19 protein-coding genes are annotated in these 18835 nt (G+C 71.2%); 12 read left to right on the forward strand and 7 right to left on the reverse strand.

All coding sequences use genetic code 11. From position 1 onward, the window contains the following. Positions 1-34: 34 nt before the first annotated feature. The 6 genes from ACZ64A_RS14520 (at position 35) to ACZ64A_RS14545 (ending at position 7094) form a co-directional block, all read left to right on the forward strand. A complete protein-coding gene (locus tag ACZ64A_RS14520; RefSeq protein WP_469810529.1) occupies positions 35-1525 on the forward strand; it encodes a right-handed parallel beta-helix repeat-containing protein in 1491 nt (496 codons plus the stop codon). Positions 1526-1683: 158 nt separating this feature from the next. Further along, positions 1684-2745 (forward strand): substrate-binding domain-containing protein, encoded by a 1062-nt coding sequence (locus ACZ64A_RS14525; RefSeq protein WP_469810530.1) that lies wholly within the window; start codon positions 1684-1686, stop codon positions 2743-2745. Between the two features lie 140 nt (positions 2746-2885). Continuing rightward, entirely contained in the window at positions 2886-4223 is a 1338-nt protein-coding gene (locus ACZ64A_RS14530; RefSeq protein WP_469810531.1) for an ABC transporter substrate-binding protein, read from the forward strand. Continuing rightward, entirely contained in the window at positions 4223-5170 is a 948-nt protein-coding gene (locus tag ACZ64A_RS14535) for a carbohydrate ABC transporter permease (RefSeq protein ID WP_469810532.1), read from the forward strand. Before ACZ64A_RS14530 ends, ACZ64A_RS14535 begins: the two co-directional genes overlap by 1 nt. Then, positions 5167-6075: a carbohydrate ABC transporter permease gene (locus ACZ64A_RS14540; protein WP_469810533.1), complete on the forward strand. Its 909-nt coding sequence runs from the start codon at positions 5167-5169 to the stop codon at positions 6073-6075. The genes ACZ64A_RS14535 and ACZ64A_RS14540 overlap by 4 nt, the downstream gene beginning before the upstream one ends. 38 nt (positions 6076-6113) lie before the next feature. Continuing rightward, positions 6114-7094, forward strand: coding sequence for a hydroxyacid dehydrogenase (locus ACZ64A_RS14545; RefSeq protein WP_469810827.1), 981 nt, complete (start codon positions 6114-6116; stop codon positions 7092-7094). Between the two features lie 168 nt (positions 7095-7262). Here the strand turns inward: ACZ64A_RS14545 and sodN are convergent, their stop codons facing one another. Further along, entirely contained in the window at positions 7263-7658 is a 396-nt protein-coding gene (gene sodN, locus ACZ64A_RS14550; RefSeq protein WP_103781377.1) for a superoxide dismutase, Ni, read from the reverse strand. A gap of 145 nt (positions 7659-7803) precedes the next feature. Between sodN and sodX the strand changes: the two genes are divergently transcribed. Next, entirely contained in the window at positions 7804-8247 is a 444-nt protein-coding gene (sodX, locus tag ACZ64A_RS14555) for a nickel-type superoxide dismutase maturation protease (protein WP_469810828.1), read from the forward strand. On the opposite strand, the gene ACZ64A_RS14560 is transcribed toward sodX, so the two are convergent. The 4 genes from ACZ64A_RS14560 to ACZ64A_RS14575 all read right to left on the reverse strand — a co-directional run bounded on the left by ACZ64A_RS14560 (position 8151) and on the right by ACZ64A_RS14575 (position 11769). After that, positions 8151-8780 carry a CGNR zinc finger domain-containing protein gene (locus ACZ64A_RS14560; RefSeq protein WP_469810534.1) on the reverse strand — a complete coding sequence of 210 codons (630 nt, stop codon included), beginning with the start codon at positions 8778-8780 and terminating at the stop codon, positions 8151-8153. The genes sodX and ACZ64A_RS14560 overlap by 97 nt on opposite strands. A gap of 209 nt (positions 8781-8989) precedes the next feature. Further along, complete coding sequence (locus tag ACZ64A_RS14565; RefSeq protein WP_361631351.1) at positions 8990-9742, reverse strand: amino acid ABC transporter ATP-binding protein; 753 nt, start codon at positions 9740-9742, stop codon at positions 8990-8992. 86 nt (positions 9743-9828) lie between these two features. Continuing rightward, on the reverse strand, positions 9829-10767 hold the full coding sequence (locus tag ACZ64A_RS14570) for an amino acid ABC transporter permease (protein ID WP_469810535.1): 939 nt from the start codon (positions 10765-10767) through the stop codon (positions 9829-9831). A 39-nt stretch (positions 10768-10806) separates the two neighbouring features. Next, positions 10807-11769 (reverse strand): ABC transporter substrate-binding protein, encoded by a 963-nt coding sequence (locus ACZ64A_RS14575; protein WP_469810537.1) that lies wholly within the window; start codon positions 11767-11769, stop codon positions 10807-10809. A 582-nt stretch (positions 11770-12351) separates the two neighbouring features. On the opposite strand from ACZ64A_RS14575, the gene ACZ64A_RS14580 reads away from it, so the two are divergent. The 4 genes from ACZ64A_RS14580 (at position 12352) to ACZ64A_RS14595 (ending at position 15768) form a co-directional block, all read left to right on the forward strand. After that, positions 12352-13575 carry an NAD(P)-dependent malic enzyme gene (locus ACZ64A_RS14580; RefSeq protein WP_469810538.1) on the forward strand — a complete coding sequence of 408 codons (1224 nt, stop codon included), beginning with the start codon at positions 12352-12354 and terminating at the stop codon, positions 13573-13575. A 330-nt stretch (positions 13576-13905) separates the two neighbouring features. Next, positions 13906-14871, forward strand: a complete 966-nt coding sequence (locus ACZ64A_RS14585; RefSeq protein WP_469810540.1) for a zinc-binding dehydrogenase — start codon at positions 13906-13908, stop codon at positions 14869-14871. 121 nt (positions 14872-14992) lie between these two features. Further along, positions 14993-15202, forward strand: a complete 210-nt coding sequence (locus ACZ64A_RS14590) for a helix-turn-helix domain-containing protein (protein WP_014674937.1) — start codon at positions 14993-14995, stop codon at positions 15200-15202. Continuing rightward, positions 15202-15768, forward strand: a complete 567-nt coding sequence (locus tag ACZ64A_RS14595; protein ID WP_469810542.1) for a Clp protease N-terminal domain-containing protein — start codon at positions 15202-15204, stop codon at positions 15766-15768. The genes ACZ64A_RS14590 and ACZ64A_RS14595 overlap by 1 nt, the downstream gene beginning before the upstream one ends. 18 nt (positions 15769-15786) lie before the next feature. On the opposite strand, the gene ACZ64A_RS14600 is transcribed toward ACZ64A_RS14595, so the two are convergent. Next, positions 15787-16827, reverse strand: a complete 1041-nt coding sequence (locus tag ACZ64A_RS14600) for a PadR family transcriptional regulator (RefSeq protein ID WP_469810544.1) — start codon at positions 16825-16827, stop codon at positions 15787-15789. A gap of 1 nt (position 16828) precedes the next feature. Then, the gene (locus tag ACZ64A_RS14605) at positions 16829-17782 is read right to left on the reverse strand and encodes a DUF4097 family beta strand repeat-containing protein (protein ID WP_469810545.1); all 954 of its coding nucleotides are present in this window, start codon (positions 17780-17782) and stop codon (positions 16829-16831) included. Between the two features lie 139 nt (positions 17783-17921). Between ACZ64A_RS14605 and ACZ64A_RS14610 the strand changes: the two genes are divergently transcribed. Then, positions 17922-18773, forward strand: a complete 852-nt coding sequence (locus ACZ64A_RS14610; RefSeq protein ID WP_469810547.1) for a hypothetical protein — start codon at positions 17922-17924, stop codon at positions 18771-18773. Positions 18774-18835: the final 62 nt, after the last annotated feature.

The raw sequence follows: 18835 nt of genomic DNA on the forward strand, positions 1-18835 counted from the left end.
CGGTCCCCTGAGCCACCAGAGAGGTGGACGCGTCATGAGGATCACCCCCGCCCGGCGCCGGCTGGCCGCCGTCGCGCTCGCCGTGATGGGTACGGCCGCCCTGCCCGCCGTCCCCGCGTCGGCCGCCGGCACCACCACCTACGTCGACTGCTCGCGGGCCACCGCGGGCGACGGCAGCCTCGCCGCCCCCTTCAACAGCCTCGCCCAGGCCGGTGCCCGCACCTACGGCCCCGGCGACACCCTCGCCCTGGCCGCCGGTACGACGTGCACCGGCGCCCTCACACCCCGGGGCAGCGGCACCGCCGCCGCCCCCGTCACCCTGACCGCCTACGGGACAGGGGCCCGGCCCGTGATCGACGGGGCCGGCGCGCCCGACGCCGTCGCCTTCACCGACCAGGACCACTGGACGATCAGCGGCCTGAAGATCACCAACCCGGCCCCCGGCCTGGCCCGGCGCACCGGACTGCGGGTGTCCGCGACCGACGGCCGCGTGCACTCCGGCTTCGACATCGGCGATCTTGTCGTGGACCGGGTCGCCGGGCAGACGAACAAGAACAGCCCGACGACCGACGACTACGTCCAGTCCGCCGGCATCGTCACCGGGGCGAGCGGCACCGGCTCCGCGCTCGAGGACATCCACGTCCACGACAACGCCGTCAGCAACACCGGTGGTGGAGGGGTCAAGGTCAGGGCCGGTTCGACGGCCCTCAAGGGCAGCGGGGTGCTGGTCGAACGGAACACGATCACCGACGTCGGCGGTGACGGAATCATCGTCAGCTACGCCGAGGCACCGCTGATCCAGTACAACACCGCCGCGGGCGTCGGCAACGGCGTCTACCCGTTCTCCGGCGGCAACTTCGCCGGGATCTGGGTGCTCGGCGACCACGACCCGGTGATGCAGTTCAACGCCGTCCACGACATCACGCGGATGTCCGTCTTCGACAGCGAGTCCTTCGACTGCGACTGGGGCAACACCGGCACCTGCACGATCCAGTACAACTTCAGCCGCGACAACATCGGCGGGTTCTTCCTCGACTGCGACGGCTGCGGCACCAGCGGCGCGGCGACGCAGGTCATCCGCTACAACGTGTCCGAGAACGACTGCCGCATCGTGCACGCCTCCGGTGGCCGGTCCGCGCTGCGCATGTACAACAACGTCTTCTACTGCCCGGACAAGAAGTTCGACGTCACACTGCCCGCCACCGCGCTGGTGGAGAACAACATCTGGGTGGGCACCGCCGACTCCAGGCTGCCCACCGGCTCCGGGATCTCCTGGCTGTGGAACGTCTTCCAGGGCGTGCCCCGGCCCACCGCCAACGGGATCGCCGGCGACCCGCAGTTCACCGCGCCCGGCACCGGCGGCGACACCCTCGCCTCCGCCGCCGGCTACCGGCTGAAGGCAGGCTCCCCGGCGCTCGGCAACGGTGGTGTCGTCCAGGACAACGGCGGCCGCGACTACTGGGGCAACCCGGTCTCCGCGACCGCCAAGCCGCACCGGGGCGCCTACAACGGTCCCGGGCTGTAGCCGGTTCCCGCCAGGCCGTGACGGAGGGGGCCGTCGCGCTGTGATCGAGCGGATTGATCAGATGACCACGATGTGATCGGATACCGTGAGGGCGGGAGGTCGTGAGCCCCCGAAACAGAGGGCGACGGGCGCCGCCGCGCCAGGATCAGGAGGACCCGATGGCCACTTCGGCGCAGGAACGCCGTACGCGCATCCTCGATGTGGTGCGGGAGGCCGGGTCCGTCCGGGTCGTGGAGCTGGCCGAACGCCTCGGCATCCCCGCCGTCACGGTCCGCCGCGACGTGGCCGCGCTGGCCGAAGAGGGCCGGCTGGAGCGCACGCACGGGGCGGTCTCGCTGCCCGCGGGGGCGCCGGCGGCCCGGCCGGGCGGACAGGGGCGGGTGATCGGCATGCTCGTGCCGTCCGTCGGGTCGTACTTCGACGAGGTCGTCGCGGGCGCCAGCGCCGCGGCGACCGCCGCCGGGGCGCGGGTGGTGCTCGGCATCGCCCCCTATGAGACGGACAGCGACCGCGCCCAGGTGCAGCGGCTGCTGGAGTCGGACGTCGACGGGCTGCTGCTCACCCCCAACTGGTCGGCGGACGGCGGCCTCGCGGGCAGCGACTGGCTGGGCGGCCTGCCCGTCCCGGCCGTGCTGGTCGAACGCCGGGCCGCCCCCGCGAGCGCGGCCGCGGGTCTCGACGCGGTCTGCTCCAACCACCGTCACGGCGTGCTCCTCGCCCTGCGCCGGCTGGCCGAGCGCGGCCATACGTCCGTGCTGCTCGCCGCCCGCTCCGACACCCGCACCGCGCACGAGGTGCGCGCCGGGTACGCCATGGCGGTCGAGGGTCTCGGACTGGCCGACCTGCCCGTGATCGACGTGCCGACACCGGCCGCCGCGCACCCCGCGAACGCCCACCAGGAACTGGCCGCGCGGATCGCCGAGGCCGCGGCCTCCGGCGTACGGGCCGTGCTGGTCCACAACGACCAGGACGCCATCCAACTGCCGCCGCTGCTGCGCACGCACGGCCTCACCGTCCCCGACGACCTGGCCCTCGTGTCCTACGACGACGTCTACGCGAACCTGTCCGACCCGCCGCTGACCGCGGTGGCCCCGCCCAAGCGCGCCGTCGGCGCGGAGGCGCTCAGGCTGCTGCTGCGCCGGCTGGACGAGGGCGACGCGCTGCCCGTCCACCAGATCGAGCTGCTGCCGACGCTCACGGTGCGCGCGTCCTGCGGCTGAGGGCAACCCTGCGCGCGAGCGGCGCGGTCCTCGGACGCCCCGTCTGATCACTTCAGATCATTTGATCGAAGAGTCTTGACTCCGATCAAATGGCGCTTGAGGATGTCACTCGATCCCGCCCCGTCCAAGGAGCCGCGCCCATGACTTCCTCCGCCACCTCCCGCAGAGTCCGCTCCACCGCTCTCGCCGCCGTCACCGCCCTCTCTCTCGGCACGCTCGCCGCCTGCGGCTCGGGCGAGGACGCGGACGCCGGCGCCGCCGGCAAGAACGGTCCGGTGACGATCACCTTCTGGGGCTGGGCCAAGGGCACCAAGGACGTCGTCGACGCCTTCAACGCGGCGCAGAGCGATGTGAAGGTGCAGTTCCAGGAGATCCCCTCCGGCAACGCCGGCGGCTACGCCAAGATCTCCAACGCGGTGAAGGCCGGCAACGCTCCCGACGTGTTCAACGTGGAGTACCCGCAGCTGCCGGACTTCGTCAGCCAGGGCGCCGTCAAGGACATCAGCAAGCTGGTCCCCGCCGGTCTGAAGGCCAAGTACCTGCCGCAGGCCGTGCAGCTGACCACGCTCGGCGGGTCGACCTGGGCGCTCCCGCTGGACGCCGCGCCGCAGACCTTCTACTACCGCAAGGACGTCTTCGCCCAGGCGCACATCACCGCGCCGCCGAAGACCTGGACGGAGTTCCGCGCCGACGCCGAGAAGATCAAGCAGGCCGACCCCAAGGCCCGTATCGCCACCTTCTTCCCCGACGACCCGAGCACCTTCGAGGCGATGGCCTGGCAGGCGGGCGCCCAGTGGTTCAAGACCGAGGGCGACTCCTGGAAGGTGGACTTCACCGACTCCGCGACCCGGCAGACCGCCGACTACTGGCAGAAGATGATCGATGACGACCTCATCGACGTCGCCCCGTCCTTCTCCCAGCAGTGGACGGCCGCCCTGCAGAAGGGGCAGACCGTCGGCTACCTCGGCGCCAGCTGGGGCGCCGGCGTGCTCGGCGGCACCCTGCCGGACCAGACCGGCAAGTGGGCGGCCGCGCCGATCCCGACCGCCGACGGCAACCCCGCCAGCGGCATGCTCGGCGGTTCCACCTTCGCCGTGTCCAAGGACAGCAAGAAGGCCGAGGCCGCGGTGAAGTTCGCCGAGTGGGCGACCACCACCGAGGCCGGCATCAAGGCCCGTATCGCCAGCGGCACCTCCTCCGCCTACCCGGCCGCGCCCGCACTCGTCCCGGTCGCCAAGGGTTCCTTCAAGGGGCAGCTGTTCGCCGGGCAGGACGTCTACACGCTCTTCCAGAACGCCGCGCAGTCCATCCGCACCGACTGGAGCTGGGGCCCGGCCATGGGCGTCACCAACAATTCGCTGAAGGACTCCTTCGCCGGCATCAAGGGCGGCAAGGGCAGCATCTTCGACAGCGTCGAGGGAGCGCAGAGCGCGACCACGAAGGAGCTGGGCAACCGCGGCATCAAGGTGACCGGCTGATGGTCGCCCCGACGCTGCCCCGCGGCAGCGCCCCGGCCTCCCGCCCCGCCCGCAGGCGCGGGAGGCCCGGCGCCCCGGTGGTCCTGCTGCTGCCGTTCTTCCTGCTCTTCACCGCCTGCACGCTGATCCCCATCGGCAACGCCGTCTACCTCAGCCTTTACCGCGAGCGCCGCTCCGGACTCGGCTTCGGCGGCGTGCGGGACGTCTTCACCGGCCTCGGCAACTACACGCAGGCCCTCGGCGACGCCGCCTTCCGGGACGGCTTCGTCAACCTCGCCCTGTACTGCGTGCTGTACATCCCGCTCATGCTGGCCCTGTCCCTGCTGCTGGCCCTGCTGCTCGACTCCACGCTCGCCCGCGCCCGGCGCTTCTTCCAGCTGGCGCTGTTCCTGCCGCACGCGGTGCCCGGCATCATCGCCGCCCTGGTGTGGATGTACCTGTACACACCCGGCGTGAGCCCCGTGATCGGCGCCCTGCACTCCGGCGGCATCGAGGCCGACCTGCTCGGCCACCCGGTCCCCGCGGTCGTCAACATCGCGCTGTGGGAGTGGACCGGCTACAACCTCATCATCTTCTTCGCCGCCCTCCAGGCCATCCCGCGCGAGGTGCTGGAAGCCGCCGTCGTGGACGGCGCCGGCCCGCTGCGCACCGCGCTCGGCATCAAACTGCCGCTGATCCGGCCCTCGCTCGCCATGGTCGGCCTGTTCACCGTGATCGGCTCGCTCCAGCTGTTCACCGAGCCGACGATCCTGCACGGCGCGGCCCCCGGCGTCGTCACCACCTGGACCCCCAACATGTACGCGTACACCGCGGCCTTCGAGCGGGGCGACTACGGACTCGCGGCGGCCGCCTCCGTCCTGCTCGCGCTCGCCGCCGCCCTCCTGTCCTTCGTGGTCACCCGGCTGACGGGCGGCCGCAGTGCCGAGCCGAAGGGAGCGAAGGCATGAGCACCGCCGCGCCGGTACGGCCGCAGCCGCTGAAGACTCCCGCACACCACGCCCCGCCGCCCGGACGCAGCCCCTGGTCGCTGTCCAAGGCGGCCGTCAACGGCATCCTGCTGCTGGCCACCGCCTACACCCTCTTCCCGCTGCTGTGGCTGCTGACCGCCGCCGCCAAGAACACCGGCGACCTGCTCGGCGGACGGACCCTGTCGCCGTCGCGCTGGCACCTCGGCGACAACCTCGCGAACCTCGCCGCGACCGGCGACGGCGTGTACTTCCGCTGGTACCTCAACTCCCTGCTGTACGCCGGCGTCGGCGCCCTGCTGTGCGGGCTGATCTGCGTCGCGGCGGGGTACGCCTTCCACGTCGCGCGCTTCCCCGGCAAGGAGAAGCTGTTCGGCCTCGTGCTGCTCGGCGTGCTGGTGCCGACCACCGCGCTCGCCCTGCCGATGTACCTGCTCGCCTCCAAGATGGGAGTGGTCAACACCTTCTGGGCGGTGTTCCTGCCCTCCCTGGTGAACCCGTTCGGCGTCTACCTGGCCCGCGTCTTCTGCGCCGGCTATGTGCCCGGCGAGGTGCTGGAGGCCGCCCGCATGGACGGCGCCGGGGAGCTGCGGACCTTCTGGTCGATCGGGCTGCGGATGGTGATGCCGGGGTTCGTGACGATCTGCCTGTTCCAGTTCACGGCGATCTGGAACAACTTCTTCCTGCCGCTGGTGATGCTGTCCGACACCAAGCTCTTCCCGGTCAGCCTCGGCCTGTACGCGTGGAACACGCAGACGCACTCGTTCCCCGAGTACTACCCGCTCGTGGTGACCGGTTCCCTGCTCGCCGTGATCCCGCTCGTCGTCGCGTTCGTCGCGCTGCAGCGGTTCTGGAAGGCGGGCATGACCGCGGGGGCCGTCAAGTGACCACTGCGCCGCCGCGCCGCCCGCGGGCCCTGCTCGCCATGCACGCCGACCTGGCGGCCAAGCTCATCGACCCGGCGACCATGACCCGGCTCACCGACCTCGCCGACCTCGACCCGAAGCTGGTCGCCGAGGACTTCACCGAACCCCGGGCGGCGGCCGCGCTGCGCGAGACGGAGGTCATCGTCAGCAGCTGGGGCTGCCCGCCGCTCACGGCCGGGGTACTGGCCGCGGCTCCCCGTCTGCGGGCGGTCGTCCACGCGGCCGGCTCCGTCAAGCACCACATCACCGAGGCCTGCTGGGAGCGCGGCATCCAGGTCACGTCGGCGGCCTGGGCGAACGCACTGCCGGTCGCGGAGTACACCGTCGCCCTGATCCTGCTCGCCAACAAGCAGCTGCTGCGCATCCGCGACGACTACCGGCGCCGCCGCGCCCCGCACGACTGGCAGGGCGCCTACGCCCGGGCCGGCAACTACCGCCGTACGGTCGGCATCGTCGGCGCCTCCCGCATCGGCCGCCGCGTCCTGGACCTGCTGCGCCCCCACGACCTGGACCTTCTCCTGTACGACCCCTACGTCCCGCCCGCCGAGGCGCAGGCACTGGGTGCGCGGCCGGTCGGCCTGGACGAGCTGTGCGCCGCGTCGGACGTGGTCAGCGTGCACGCCCCCGAGCTGCCCGAGACCCGGCATCTGATCGACGCGGACCGGCTGGCGCTCATGCACACCGGCGCCACGCTCATCAACACCTCCCGCGGCTCCCTGATCGACCAGGAGGCGCTGACGGCGGAACTGACCGCGGGCCGTCTCGACGCGGTCCTGGACGTCACCGTCCCGGAGGTCCTGCCTCCCGACTCCCCGCTCTACGACCTGCCGAACGTGCTCCTGACCCCGCACATCGCGGGCTCCCTCGGCAACGAACTGCACCGCATGGCCGCGGCCGCGGCCGACGAACTGGAGCGGTACGCCACGGGCCGCCCCTTCGCCCACCCGGTCGGCCGAGCGGAATGGCACCGCTCGGCGTGAACGGGGCGCACGGCGGTGGTGAACCGCTCCGTGCGTGAGCCGCACGCCCACGGTGGTCGCGCACGGCGCGCACGGCGAAGGGGCCGGTCGGACGAACCGACCGGCCCCTTCGTGCACGGGCCGCACCCCGCGGCGGTGCACCGACCGCGGGCATGGCGAACGCCGTGATCAGGCCTTCTTGGTCTCCCAGAAGATCTTGTCGATCTCGGCGATCAGCTCGAGGGCCTTCTCGCCCGTCTTCGGGTCGGTGGAGGCCTTGGCGGCCGACAGGGCCTTCAGGGTGTCGTTGACCAGCTGGTGCAGCTGCGGGTACTTCTCGAAGTGCGGGGCCTTGAAGTAGTCGCTCCACAGCACGGAGACGTGGTGCTTCGCGAGCTCGGCGCGCTGCTCCTTGATGACCGTGGCACGAGCCTGGAAGTGCGGGTCGTCGTTGCCGGCCATCTTCTCCTGCACGGCCTTCACCGACTCCGCCTCGATGCGGGCCTGGGCCGGGTCGTACACGCCGCAGGGCAGGTCGCAGTGGGCGCTGACCTTGACCTTGGGGGCAAACAGGCGGGAAAGCATGGAGCATTCCTTCCTCGTGATCGTCTTCTCAGGTGGGACATTACTCCCTGCGGCACGGCTTTTCGCGAGTGCCCCCTTGGGCTTAGGACAAAAGTCCAGGGTCAGACTGGGACTGGTGGACGATCGGACCGGGGAGGTACGGGTGATGCCGGAGCTGTCGCAGGGCACCGAGCAGGGCAGGGGCGCCGACCCGCCCTTCGGCTGGGTGGAGGTCACGGGCCCGTCGATGGTGCCGACGCTCTACCACGGCGACCAGCTGCTGGTGCGGTACGGGAGCCGGGTCCGCCCGGGCCACATCATCGTCCTGCGCCATCCGCTGCAGCAGAACCTGCTGGTCGTCAAGCGCGCGGCCGAGCGCCGTGAGGGCGGCTGGTGGGTGCTCGCCGACAACGCCTTCGGTACGACCACCGACAGCGAGGACTACGGCGTCGTACCGGACGAGCTGGTCGTCGGCCGGGTGCTGTTCCGCTTCCGCCGCCCGCCGGAGCCGGATCAGCGCTCGCCGCTGGCCGTCGTGCGCTGGGCGCTGTCGGCCGCGAGGCCCGTGTTCGCCGACCGGTCGGCCTCCAGGCGCTTGCGGGCCCGGTAGGCGGCCACGTTGGCGCGGGTGGCGCAGCGGTCGGAGCAGTAGCGCCGGGAACGGTTGGTGGAGGTGTCCAGGAACGCGTTGCGGCAGGGCGCGGCCTCGCACAGGCCCAGGCGGTCCACGCCGTACTCGGTCAGGTGGAACGCCAGGCCCATCGCCGCGATGGCGGCGTAGCCGGCCGTCGCGTTGGACGGGTGGTCGGCCAGGTGCATGTGCCACAGCGGGCGGCCGTCGTCGTCGCGGTGGTCGTGGCCGGAGACCTGCGGGCTGACCGGGAACTCCAGCAGCAGCGCGTTCAGCAGGTCCACCGCGCGGGTCTCGTCGCCCTCGGCGGCGGCCTCGAAGACGGCGCGCAGCCGCGCCCGGACCGAGCGGAACCGGGTGACGTCCGCGTCGGTGGCCCGGCGGGCCGCCGACTGGTTGGCGCCGAACAGCTCCCGGACGGCCTCCACCGAGGTCAGGGAGTCCTTGCCGCGGGCCGGCTCTTCGCTGTTCACGAGCCGTACGGCGTAATCCGAGTAATAGGCCAGTTCCACTTGTAGTCCTTACGAGGGCGCTCTATGGTCGTGGGTGCGGTCGCGTAACAGCCGGTCGTGGTTACAGGGTATTACGGTCATCCATGACGGAGGGGCAGCGGCGACGGGCGCGCTGCTGCGCGCGCTCACGTAGCGGAGCTCCGGGGGTGGCGGGACGCGAAAAGGGCGGTACGGCCAGGCCGTACCGCCCCTTCCCCGTGTGCGTGCGCCTACAGCACCTTGGACAGGAAGGACTTCGTCCGGTCGTGCTGCGGGTTGGTCAGGACCTCGCGCGGGTGGCCGGACTCGACCACCACACCGCCGTCCATGAAGACCAGGCTGTCGCCCACCTCGCGGGCGAAGCCCATCTCGTGCGTGACGACGACCATCGTCATGCCCGACTCGGCCAGGTCCCGCATGACGTCGAGGACGTCACCCACGAGCTCGGGGTCCAGCGCCGAGGTCGGCTCGTCGAACAGCATCAGCTTCGGGTCCATCGCCAGCGCCCGGGCGATCGCCACGCGCTGCTGTTGGCCGCCGGAGAGCTGCGAGGGGTAGTTGCGCGCCTTGTCCGCCAGGCCCACGCGCTCCAGCAGCTGCATGGCGCGTTCCCGGGCCTGCGTCTTGCCGGTGCCCTTGACCTGCATCGGCGCTTCCATGACGTTTTCCACGGCCGTCATGTGCGGGAAGAGGTTGAACCGCTGGAACACCATCCCGATGTCCCGGCGCTTGCGCGCGACCTCGCTGTCCTTCAGCTCGTACAGCTTGTCGCCCTTCTGGCGGTAGCCGACCAGCTCGCCGTCGACGTACAGCCGGCCGGCGTTGATCTTCTCGAGGTGGTTGATGCACCGCAGAAAGGTCGACTTGCCGGAGCCGGACGGGCCGATCAGGCAGAACACCTCGCCCTGCTTGACCTCCAGGTCGATGCCCTTGAGCACCTCGACGGCGCCGAAGCTCTTGTGGACGCCCTCGGCCTTCACCATCGAGACGGTGGACTTCGCGGTGGCGGTGTCCGTCTGCACGGGCTCCGCCGTCTTGTCGGTCTTCACCGGCTTCGCCATCTTGTCGGTCATGCCGTGGCCCCCTTCCGGCCGGACAGGGAGAGCACGTTCTTCCTGATCTTCTGCCACGGCGTCGCCGGCAGCTGGCGCGTGGAGCCGCGGGCGTAGTAGCGCTCCAGGTAGTACTGGCCCACGCTGAACACCGAGGTCAGCAGCAGGTACCAGGCGGCGGCCAGGAACAGCATCTCGGCCGGGGCACCGGAGGTCTGACCGATGTCCTGCGCGACGCGCAGCAACTCGGAGTACTGGACGACCGAGACCAGCGAGGTCGTCTTCAGCATGTTGATGACCTCGTTGCCCGTCGGCGGCACGATCACGCGCATCGCCTGCGGGATGACGATCCGGCGCAGCGTCTTGCTGTGGCTCATGCCCAGCGCGTGCGCCGCCTCCGTCTGGCCCTCGTCGACCGCGAGCAGCCCGGCGCGGCAGATCTCCGCCATGTACGCGGCCTCGTTGAGGCCGAGGCCGAGCAGCGCGGTCAGGAACGGGGTCATGAAGTCCGACCACTCGTCCTTGTAGATCGGCCCGAGGTTGATGTACTCGAAGACCAGACCCAGGTTGAACCAGACGATCAGCTGGACCAGCACCGGGGTGCCGCGGAAGAACCAGATGTAGAACCAGGCGATCGACGAGGTCACCGGGTTCTTCGACAGCCGCATCACCGCGAGCACGATGCCGCCGACCACGCCGATCAGCATGGACAGGATGGTCAGCAGCAGGGTGTTGCCCACGCCGCTGAGCACGCGGTGGTTGAAGAAGTAGTCGGGAATCGCACCCCAGTTGATCTTGCCCTGGGAGAACGCGTAGACGATGCCGCCCAGCAGGGCGAGCGCGATGACGGCGGAGACGTACCGTCCGTAGTGACGCACCGGGATGGCCTTGATGGCCTCCGCACCGGCCGGCGGGGTGGCCGCCGGTTCCGTCGTCTTGTCTATGTCAACAGTCACGGGTGCTGCCTTTCAGTGCCCGCAGATGCGTACGAGCGGTCACTTGCCGCCGTTGACGGCGGCCTGCTTCACGGCACCGGCCGTGACGCCCCACTTCTGGAGGATCTTGTTGTAGTCGCCGTTCTTGATGATCGCGTCCAGCGCGGCCTTCAGGGCGTCGCGCACCTGTGTGTTGCCCTTGGCGACGGCGATGCCGTACGGGGCGGCCTCGACCTGGTCGCCGACGATCTGGAAGTCGTTGCCGCCGCCGGAGGTCTTCACCGCGTACGCGGCGACCGGGAAGTCGGAGGAGCCGGCGTTGGCGCCGCCCGCGCGCAGCCGGGTCTGGGCCTGCTGGTCGGTGTCGAAGGCCTCGATCGACAGCGTCTTGCCCGCCGGGCACTTCTTCGCCTCGCCCTTGGCGAGGTCCTCGGAGGTCGTGCCGCGCTGCACCACGATCTTCTTGCCGCACAGGTCGGCCCAGGTCTTGATGCCCTGGTCCTTGCCCTTCTGGGTGTAGATCGAGACACCGGCGGTGAAGTAGTCGACGAAGTCCACGCCCTCGCCGACCTTCTTGCCCGTGTCCGCGTCGATGCCCTGCTGGCGGTCCTTGGTGTCGGTCATCGCGGACATGGCGATGTCGTAGCGCTTGGAGCGCAGACCGGTGATCAGGGTGTCGAAGGTGCCGTTCTCGAACTGGAACTTCACGCCGAGCTGCTTGCCCAGGGCGTCGGCGATGTCGGGGTCGATGCCGGCCGTGTTGCCGGAGCTGTCCCGGAACTCCACCGGCGCGTACGCGATGTCCGAGCCGACCTTGATGACACCCTTGTCACGGACGGACTTGGGGAGCAGGTCGGCGAGCGGAGCGTTGGTGGAGGCCCCGCCGCTGCTCTGGGAACCGCTGTCCTTCTTGGTCTGGTCACCACAGCCGGTGAGCAGCAGTGCGCCTGCGACCGCGATCGCACCGACCGCTGCTAGCCGTGAGTGCGCGGCGGTCGTACGACGGGTGGAGCTTGCGGTCATCGTGGGTTCCTCCGGCGGGATGGATGGTGCCGATGGTTACGGCAGTGCCGATGGGTCGACGAGAACACACACCTTCGAGTGTCGCGACCTCGTGTGATTACGGCATCTTGCCATTCGGACTCCGACATTCAGGTGACTCGCCATGTCAAAATCGGATAACGGGCGACACCCGAACCGCATCACTCCGGTACATCACAGCGCATGTTCTGCGGGAATCCAGGCTTCCGGCCGGAAGATCTTCGGCGCATCTCACGATGTGGGCCACAGGTGCGGCCTGGACGTGTCCGCTTGAGTCTGTGTTGAGGGTTTGTCCAGACCTTGTCCGCATATTCGGCCATGAGCGAAGCCGCGCCATGCGTCTGACGTGTGACCTTCGCGGTATCGACTCGTCGGCGACACCGTCCGTCGGGTAAGAAGGTTCTTTACACCCCTCATCCGGGGCTCAGGGCGCGTGTGCGGCGCGCCCGTCGCGTAGCTGCCCGTACGCATCAGTCAAACCGGGCCGTACGCGGTGCCCGCCCGCCCCTCACCAGGGGCGGTCACAAACCCTCAAACCATGAACACTTAAGGGGTAAAGAGAAAGTGGCAGCGGAGATCGTCAATCCTCGCAGCGAGAGCAAAGCGGATCAGGAGGGCGGTGCGGAGCCCCTCGATTCCTTCGATCCGGTGTTCGCGCTGCACCGTGGCGGCAAGATGGCCGTGCAGGCCACCGTGCCGGTCCGCGACAAGGACGACCTGTCCCTCGCGTACACCCCCGGCGTCGCGCGCGTGTGCACCGCGATCGCGGAGCAGCCGGAGCTGGTCAACGACTACACCTGGAAGTCGTCCGTGGTCGCCGTGGTGACCGACGGCACGGCGGTGCTGGGACTCGGGGACATCGGCCCCGAGGCCTCCCTTCCGGTCATGGAAGGCAAGGCGATCCTCTTCAAGCAGTTCGGCGGCGTCGACGCGGTGCCGATCGCGCTCGCCTGCACCGACGTCGACGAGATCGTCGAGACCGTGGTGCGCCTCGCGCCGTCCTTCGGTGGTGTGAACCTCGAGGACATCTCGGCGCCGCGGTGCTTCGAGATCGAGCGGAAGCTGCAGGAGCGGCTGGACATCCCGATCTTCCACGACGACCAGCACGGTACGGCCGTGGTGACGCTCGCCGCGCTGCGCAACGCCGCGCGGCTGAGCGGCCGGGAGATCGGGCAGCTGCGCGCCGTCATCTCCGGCGCGGGTGCGGCCGGTGTGGCCATCGCGAAGATGCTGATCGAGGCCGGGATCGGGGACGTGGCCGTCACCGACCGCAAGGGTGTCGTCTCCTCGGACCGTGAGGACCTCACCTCCGTGAAGCGTGAGCTGGCGTCCTTCACGAACAAGGCCGGGCTGAGCGGGTCGCTCGAGGACGCGCTGGCCGGGGCGGACGTCTTCATCGGCGTCTCCGGCGGCACGGTGCCGGAGGCCGCGGTGGCGTCCATGGCCGAGGGCGCGTTCGTGTTCGCCATGGCCAACCCGAACCCGGAGGTCCACCCCGACGTCGCGCACAAGTACGCGGCGGTCGTGGCGACCGGGCGGTCCGACTTCCCGAACCAGATCAACAACGTGCTGGCGTTCCCGGGCATCTTCGCGGGCGCGCTGCAGGTGCGGGCCACGCGGATCACCGAGGGCATGAAGATCGCGGCGGCCGAGGCGCTGGCGTCGGTCGTCGGGGACGACCTGGCGGCCGACTACGTCATCCCGTCGCCCTTCGACGAGCGGGTCGCCCCGGCCGTCACCGCGGCGGTCGCGGCTGCGGCTCGGGCGGAGGGTGTGGCTCGGCGGTAACGCCTGTCGCTGCGCCGGCCTGACCGGCTTTGCCGATGACCCCGTCCCGGGTGGGCGGGGTCGTTCGCGTTGTGCCTGCCGGCGGCGCGTGCGTTGTGCCTGCGGCGCCGGGTCGTTGTTCGTCTGCGGGTGCGTTGTGGCTGGTCGCGCAGTTTCCCACGCCCCTTTTTTGCCTGCGGCGGCCCGTTTTCGCCTGCGGCGGCCCGTTTCCGTCCGGTGGACGGTTGCGCCGTGTGCGGCCACCGCTTGTCGGGGGGCGGTGCGCAAGAGGGTGTGTGTCACAGCGCGGTGGCGTTCCGTATGGGCCGTGGGGAACCTATCGTCGGGGGCATGTTCGCTGTCTATGCCGCTCGAATCGACCGCGACCAGCCGTTGAACGGACTGGAGTTGGGGGAACGCCCCGCTCCCGAGGTCCGTCCCGGGTGGAGCACCGTCAATGTCAAGGCCGCCTCCCTCAACCACCACGACCTGTGGTCCCTGCGCGGCGTGGGCCTCGCAGAGGACAAGCTGCCGATGATCCTCGGCTGTGACGCCGCGGGTGTCGACGAGGACGGCAACGAGGTCGTCCTGCACTCCGTGATCGGCCAGAGCGGCCACGGTGTCGGGCCCAAGGAGCCCCGGTCGATCCTGACCGAGCGCTACCAGGGAACCTTCGCCGAGCAGGTGGCCGTTCCCACCTGGAACGTGCTGCCGAAGCCGAAGGAGCTGTCGTTCGAGGAGGCCGCCTGCCTGCCGACCGCGTGGCTGACGGCGTATCGGATGCTGTTCACCAATGCCGGGGTACGGCCCGGCGACTCCGTGCTGGTGCAGGGCGCCGGCGGAGGTGTCGCCAGCGCGGCGATCGTGCTCGGCAAGGCCGCCGGGCTGCGGGTCTTCGCGACCAGCCGGGACGAGGCCAAGCGGAAGCGGGCGCTGGAGCTCGGCGCCGTGGAGGCCCTGGAGTCGGGGGCGCGGCTGCCGCAGCGGGTGGACGCGGTCATCGAGACCGTGGGCGCCGCCACCTGGTCCCACTCCGTGAAGTCGCTGCGGCCCGGGGGCACGCTCGTCATTTCCGGGGCGACCAGCGGCGACCGGCCCTCGCACGCGGAGCTGACGCGGATCTTCTTCCTGGAGCTGAAGATCGTCGGCTCGACCATGGGCACCAAGGACGAGCTGGAGGATCTGCTCGCCTTCTGCGCCGCCACCGGCGTACGGCCCGTCATCGACGAGGTGCTCCCCATGGACCGGGCCCGTGAGGGCTTCGAGCGGATGGAGTCCGGGGAGCTCTTCGGGAAGGTCGTGCTCACCAACTCCTGACAGGGGGGAAGTCCTCCCGAGGGTGTGCGGCAAGGCGGGTCCGCGGGTCGGGCCCGCCTTTTTCGCGCCCCTGCTGTCAACTTCTGTTGACAGGGCGCAGATGTCAACGTAGGTTGACTGCATGAGTGAAGCCACCGATCTCGCCGAGCGGGCGGGAGACCGGGATCCGCGGGTGGGACTGCGGGCCGTGGCCGCGCTGCGCCGGCTGCTGGAGCAGCTGGAGGCGGTGCAGGTGCGCAGCGCCCGGAACCAGGGCTGGTCGTGGCAGGAGATCGCCGCGGAGCTCGGGGTCAGCAGGCAGGCCGTGCACAAGAAGTACGGGAGGCATTGATGTTCGAGCGGTTCACCAAGGACGCCCGGGACGTCGTCCAGGGGGCGGTGGCCCAGGCGGGCCGGGAAGGCGCACAGAGCGTCGATGCCGGGCATCTGCTGATCGCCCTGCTCGACCGGGAGGGCAGCCGTGGGGCGTTCGCGCTCGCTGCTCTGGGCGGCGAGAGGTGGCGGGAGTCGGTGCGGCGGGACGTGGGTGAGGCGCGGCGGCGCGGCGGACTCACCCGGGCCGACGCGGACGCCCTCGCGGGGCTGGGGATCGATGTGTCCGAGATCGTGGCCCGTGTGGAGGAGACGCACGGCGTCGGGGCCATGGCCGGTGACAGCGGGGACGGCCGGTGGCGGTCCGGGCGGCGGCCGAGTTTCGGCCGGGGAGCCAAGGACGTGCTGGAGAAGTCGCTGCGGATGGCGCTCGCGCGGCGGGACCGGCGCATCGGCGACGAGCATCTGCTGCTGGCACTGACCGTCCTGCCGGGGATCGCGGGCGAGGTGCTCGCCGACCACGGGGTGACGCACACGTCGGTGAGCCGGGTGCTGTACGGCGGGGGAGAGGCGAAGGCCGGCTGAACCGGCCCCGCCGTCCCGTCACACCTTCGGCGAGCGCAGTATCGCCCCGATATGGGCGGCCGCCGTGGACAGATGGCGGCGCGCGTCACGCAGCTGGTCGGCGTCCACGCCGTGGTCGCGGGCGGCGTCGCGGATGTCGTCGCGGAAGCGGTCCAGGAGCCGGTCGAGGTCACGGGCCGGCTCGCCGGTGAGGGGCTCATGGGCCCAGGAGGGCTCGTACACGGCCGGGAAGTCCTCCGGCGTCCGCTCGTACTCCGGCTGCGCAGACGGCTTCCCGGGGGCCGTGTAGCCCCACCCGAAGTCCTTGCCGAAGTCCTTGCCGAAGTCGCCGAACTCCTTGGCCAGCTCGGTCAGCCCCTCCTTCACGCCGGTCGGCCAGTCGCCGCGCGCGAAGTGGTCCTGCACGTGCTCCTGCACCCGGTGGGCGATGCGCTGCAGCTCCTCCTGCGCCTGGGCGCGGGCCTGCTCCTGGGCCTCCTTGGCCTGGCGCCGGGCCCGCTGGGCCTCCTCGCGGGCCCGGCGGCTCTCGTCCTTGGCGCGCCGGGCCTGCTCCTTCCACTCCTGCTTGACGCGGCGCATCTCCTCCTTGGCGGCGCGCCACGCCTCCCTTTCGTCGCCCTCACCGAGGCCGGACAGGTCCGGGGCGTCCTGGGCGCGGCTCGTCCGGCCGCGGCGGGCCTCGCTCGCCGCGGCGCGCATCTCGCGGCGCAGGTCGCCCGCGGCGCCGCGCACGTCGGCGCGGATCTCGGCGGCCAGTTCGGCGACCGACTCGCGGATCTCCAGCTCGAGATCGGCCAGTTCCCCGCTGCGGTCGGCCAGCTCGGCGCGGCCGGCGTCGGTGATGGCGTACACCTTGCGGCCGCCCTCGGTGGTGTGGGTGACCAGGCCCTCGGCCTCCAGCTTCGCCAGCCGCGGGTAGACGGTGCCGGCCGACGGCGCGTACAGCCCCTGGAAGCGCTCCTCCAGGAGGCGGATCACCTCGTAGCCGTGGCGGGGGGCCTCGTCGAGGAGCTTCAGCAGGTACAGACGCAGGCGGCCGTGGGCGAAGACGGGAGGCATCTCAGAGCACCTTCTTGTCGGTCGTGCCGTCGGCCGGGGCACCGGATCCACCCGCGCCCGGACCGGAAACGGAATTCTCCCCCGAGGTGCCGCCGGAGCCCGCGGCCGGGCCGTCGTCGTACGGCCGCGCCTCCCAGGGCTCGTCCTCCGCCAGGGGCCGTCGCAGCAGGGCGATGGAGCCGGAGACGGTGGTCGCCTTCAGCCGGCCGCTGCCCGCGCCGAGCCGGCCGGTGATCCGCTTGGCGCCCCACTGGCCGGTGACGCGCAGGTCCTCGAAGGCGTTGGAGACCGAGCCGCTCGCGGTGTTCGCCTCCACCCGGGTGTCCGCCGGATGCGGCAGGCGGATGGCGATCTCACCCGAGACGCTGGTCAGACTGACGTCGGTGGGATGGCCGGCGGGGTCCAGGTCCACGATCATCGAACCGCTCACCGAATCCGCTCTGACCGCTGAACCGGAACCGTCCACCACGGTCAGGTCGCCGGAGACGGAGTTGAAGCGCAGATCGCCGCGCAGGGCCTGCGCCTCCACGTTCCCCGAGACGGTGTCGGCGCGCACCGGGCCGCCGAGACCGACCAGGGTGGTGTCCCCGGTGACCCCCTTGACCTCGGCGCGGCCGTCGATCCCGGACACCACGGCCTCGGCGCCGACGACGCCCACCTCCACCCGGGTGTGCGCGGGCACGGCGAGGGAGACGACGGCGCTGCGCCGCCGGCCCTTGCGGTCGAGCCACTTCAAAAAGCCCTTCCAGGGCAGGTCCTCGTACGCCACCGTCAGGGTGCCGCCCTGCTGGGTGACCAGCAGCGGCGGCCCGTCGATCTCGGAGACCTCCAGGCGGGCGGCACCCTCGTCCGTGCCCACCACGTTCACCGTGCCGCTGACGATGCGCACATGGAGCTCGCTCACCGGCTCGTCGAAGGTGAGCTTCTGCGGCTCTGCGACGGACCACTCGGACATGGGAGACCTCCTCGACCTCCTCGACACGCCATATCGCGTCTTACGTGATTCACGATATATCGCGGTGGCGGGAAGTCAAGACACCCGTTCTGGTGATCAGGGAGAGCGGGGGACGGCGGCACGGCCTTAGCGTGGGGACATGCCGACGGAAGACGCCCCTGGCCGCGGCCGCCCGCCCGGCGGCGCCGCGTCCGGCGGGCTGCTGCTCTGCCGTGCCGCACCCCCCGCCGTCACCCCCACCGCCCACCTGCTGCGCGAGCCCATGCTGCTCGCCGGGGCCGGCGAGGGGTGGACCGTCCTGGTGCCCGAGGGGCGTCCCTGGCGCGACGGCGGCGAACCGGTCGACCGGGTCCTCACCGGCTGGGCCACCGCCCTCGCCGTCGCCGCGCCCTGGCCCGTACTCGCCCTGTGGTGGGACACCGACCGCGCCGGCTACACCCTCGCCTCCGGGTTCCGCCGCCCCGTCGGGTACGTCTGGCTGGCCAACGGCACCGCCGCCGGCGAGGACGAGGCGATGCGTACCTTCGCCGCCCGGCTCGGCCTCGACCCCGTCCTGGACGTGCAGGCCCTGGACCACCTCACCCGCCCCGACGCGGCCGCCGACGCCCGCGCCCGGCTGCGCGGCCTCCTCGCCGTCCTCACCCGGGCCGGCGTCACCCTGCCGTCCGGCCTCGACCCCGGCGCCCCCGGCGACCGGCTGCGGCAGGCCGCCCTGCGCCACCCCGGCGTCCGCGAGCTTCAGGCGCACACCCTGCGCGAGACACTGCGCGGCGAGCTGGACGCGGTCGAACGCGCCGCCCTGGCCCCCTGGCTGCCCTGGGCCACCACCCCGCAGGCACGCGCCCTGGGCGTCGCCCAGCTCGCGACGGGCCTCTCGCTCGCCCTGTGGGGCCTGCGCCGGCACAGCGGCGGCTGGACGGCGGCGGGGACGCTGCTGCTGGCCCACGGCGCACTGGGCCTGACGTACGCACTCAGCCATCCCCGCGACTGACCGCCGGCTGGAGGATGGAGGAGCGCACCCACCCGCGCGTGCGCGACTGACAGTCGGCTGGA

The sequence above is a fragment of the Streptomyces sp. NPDC104814 genome (genome assembly GCF_055583185.1).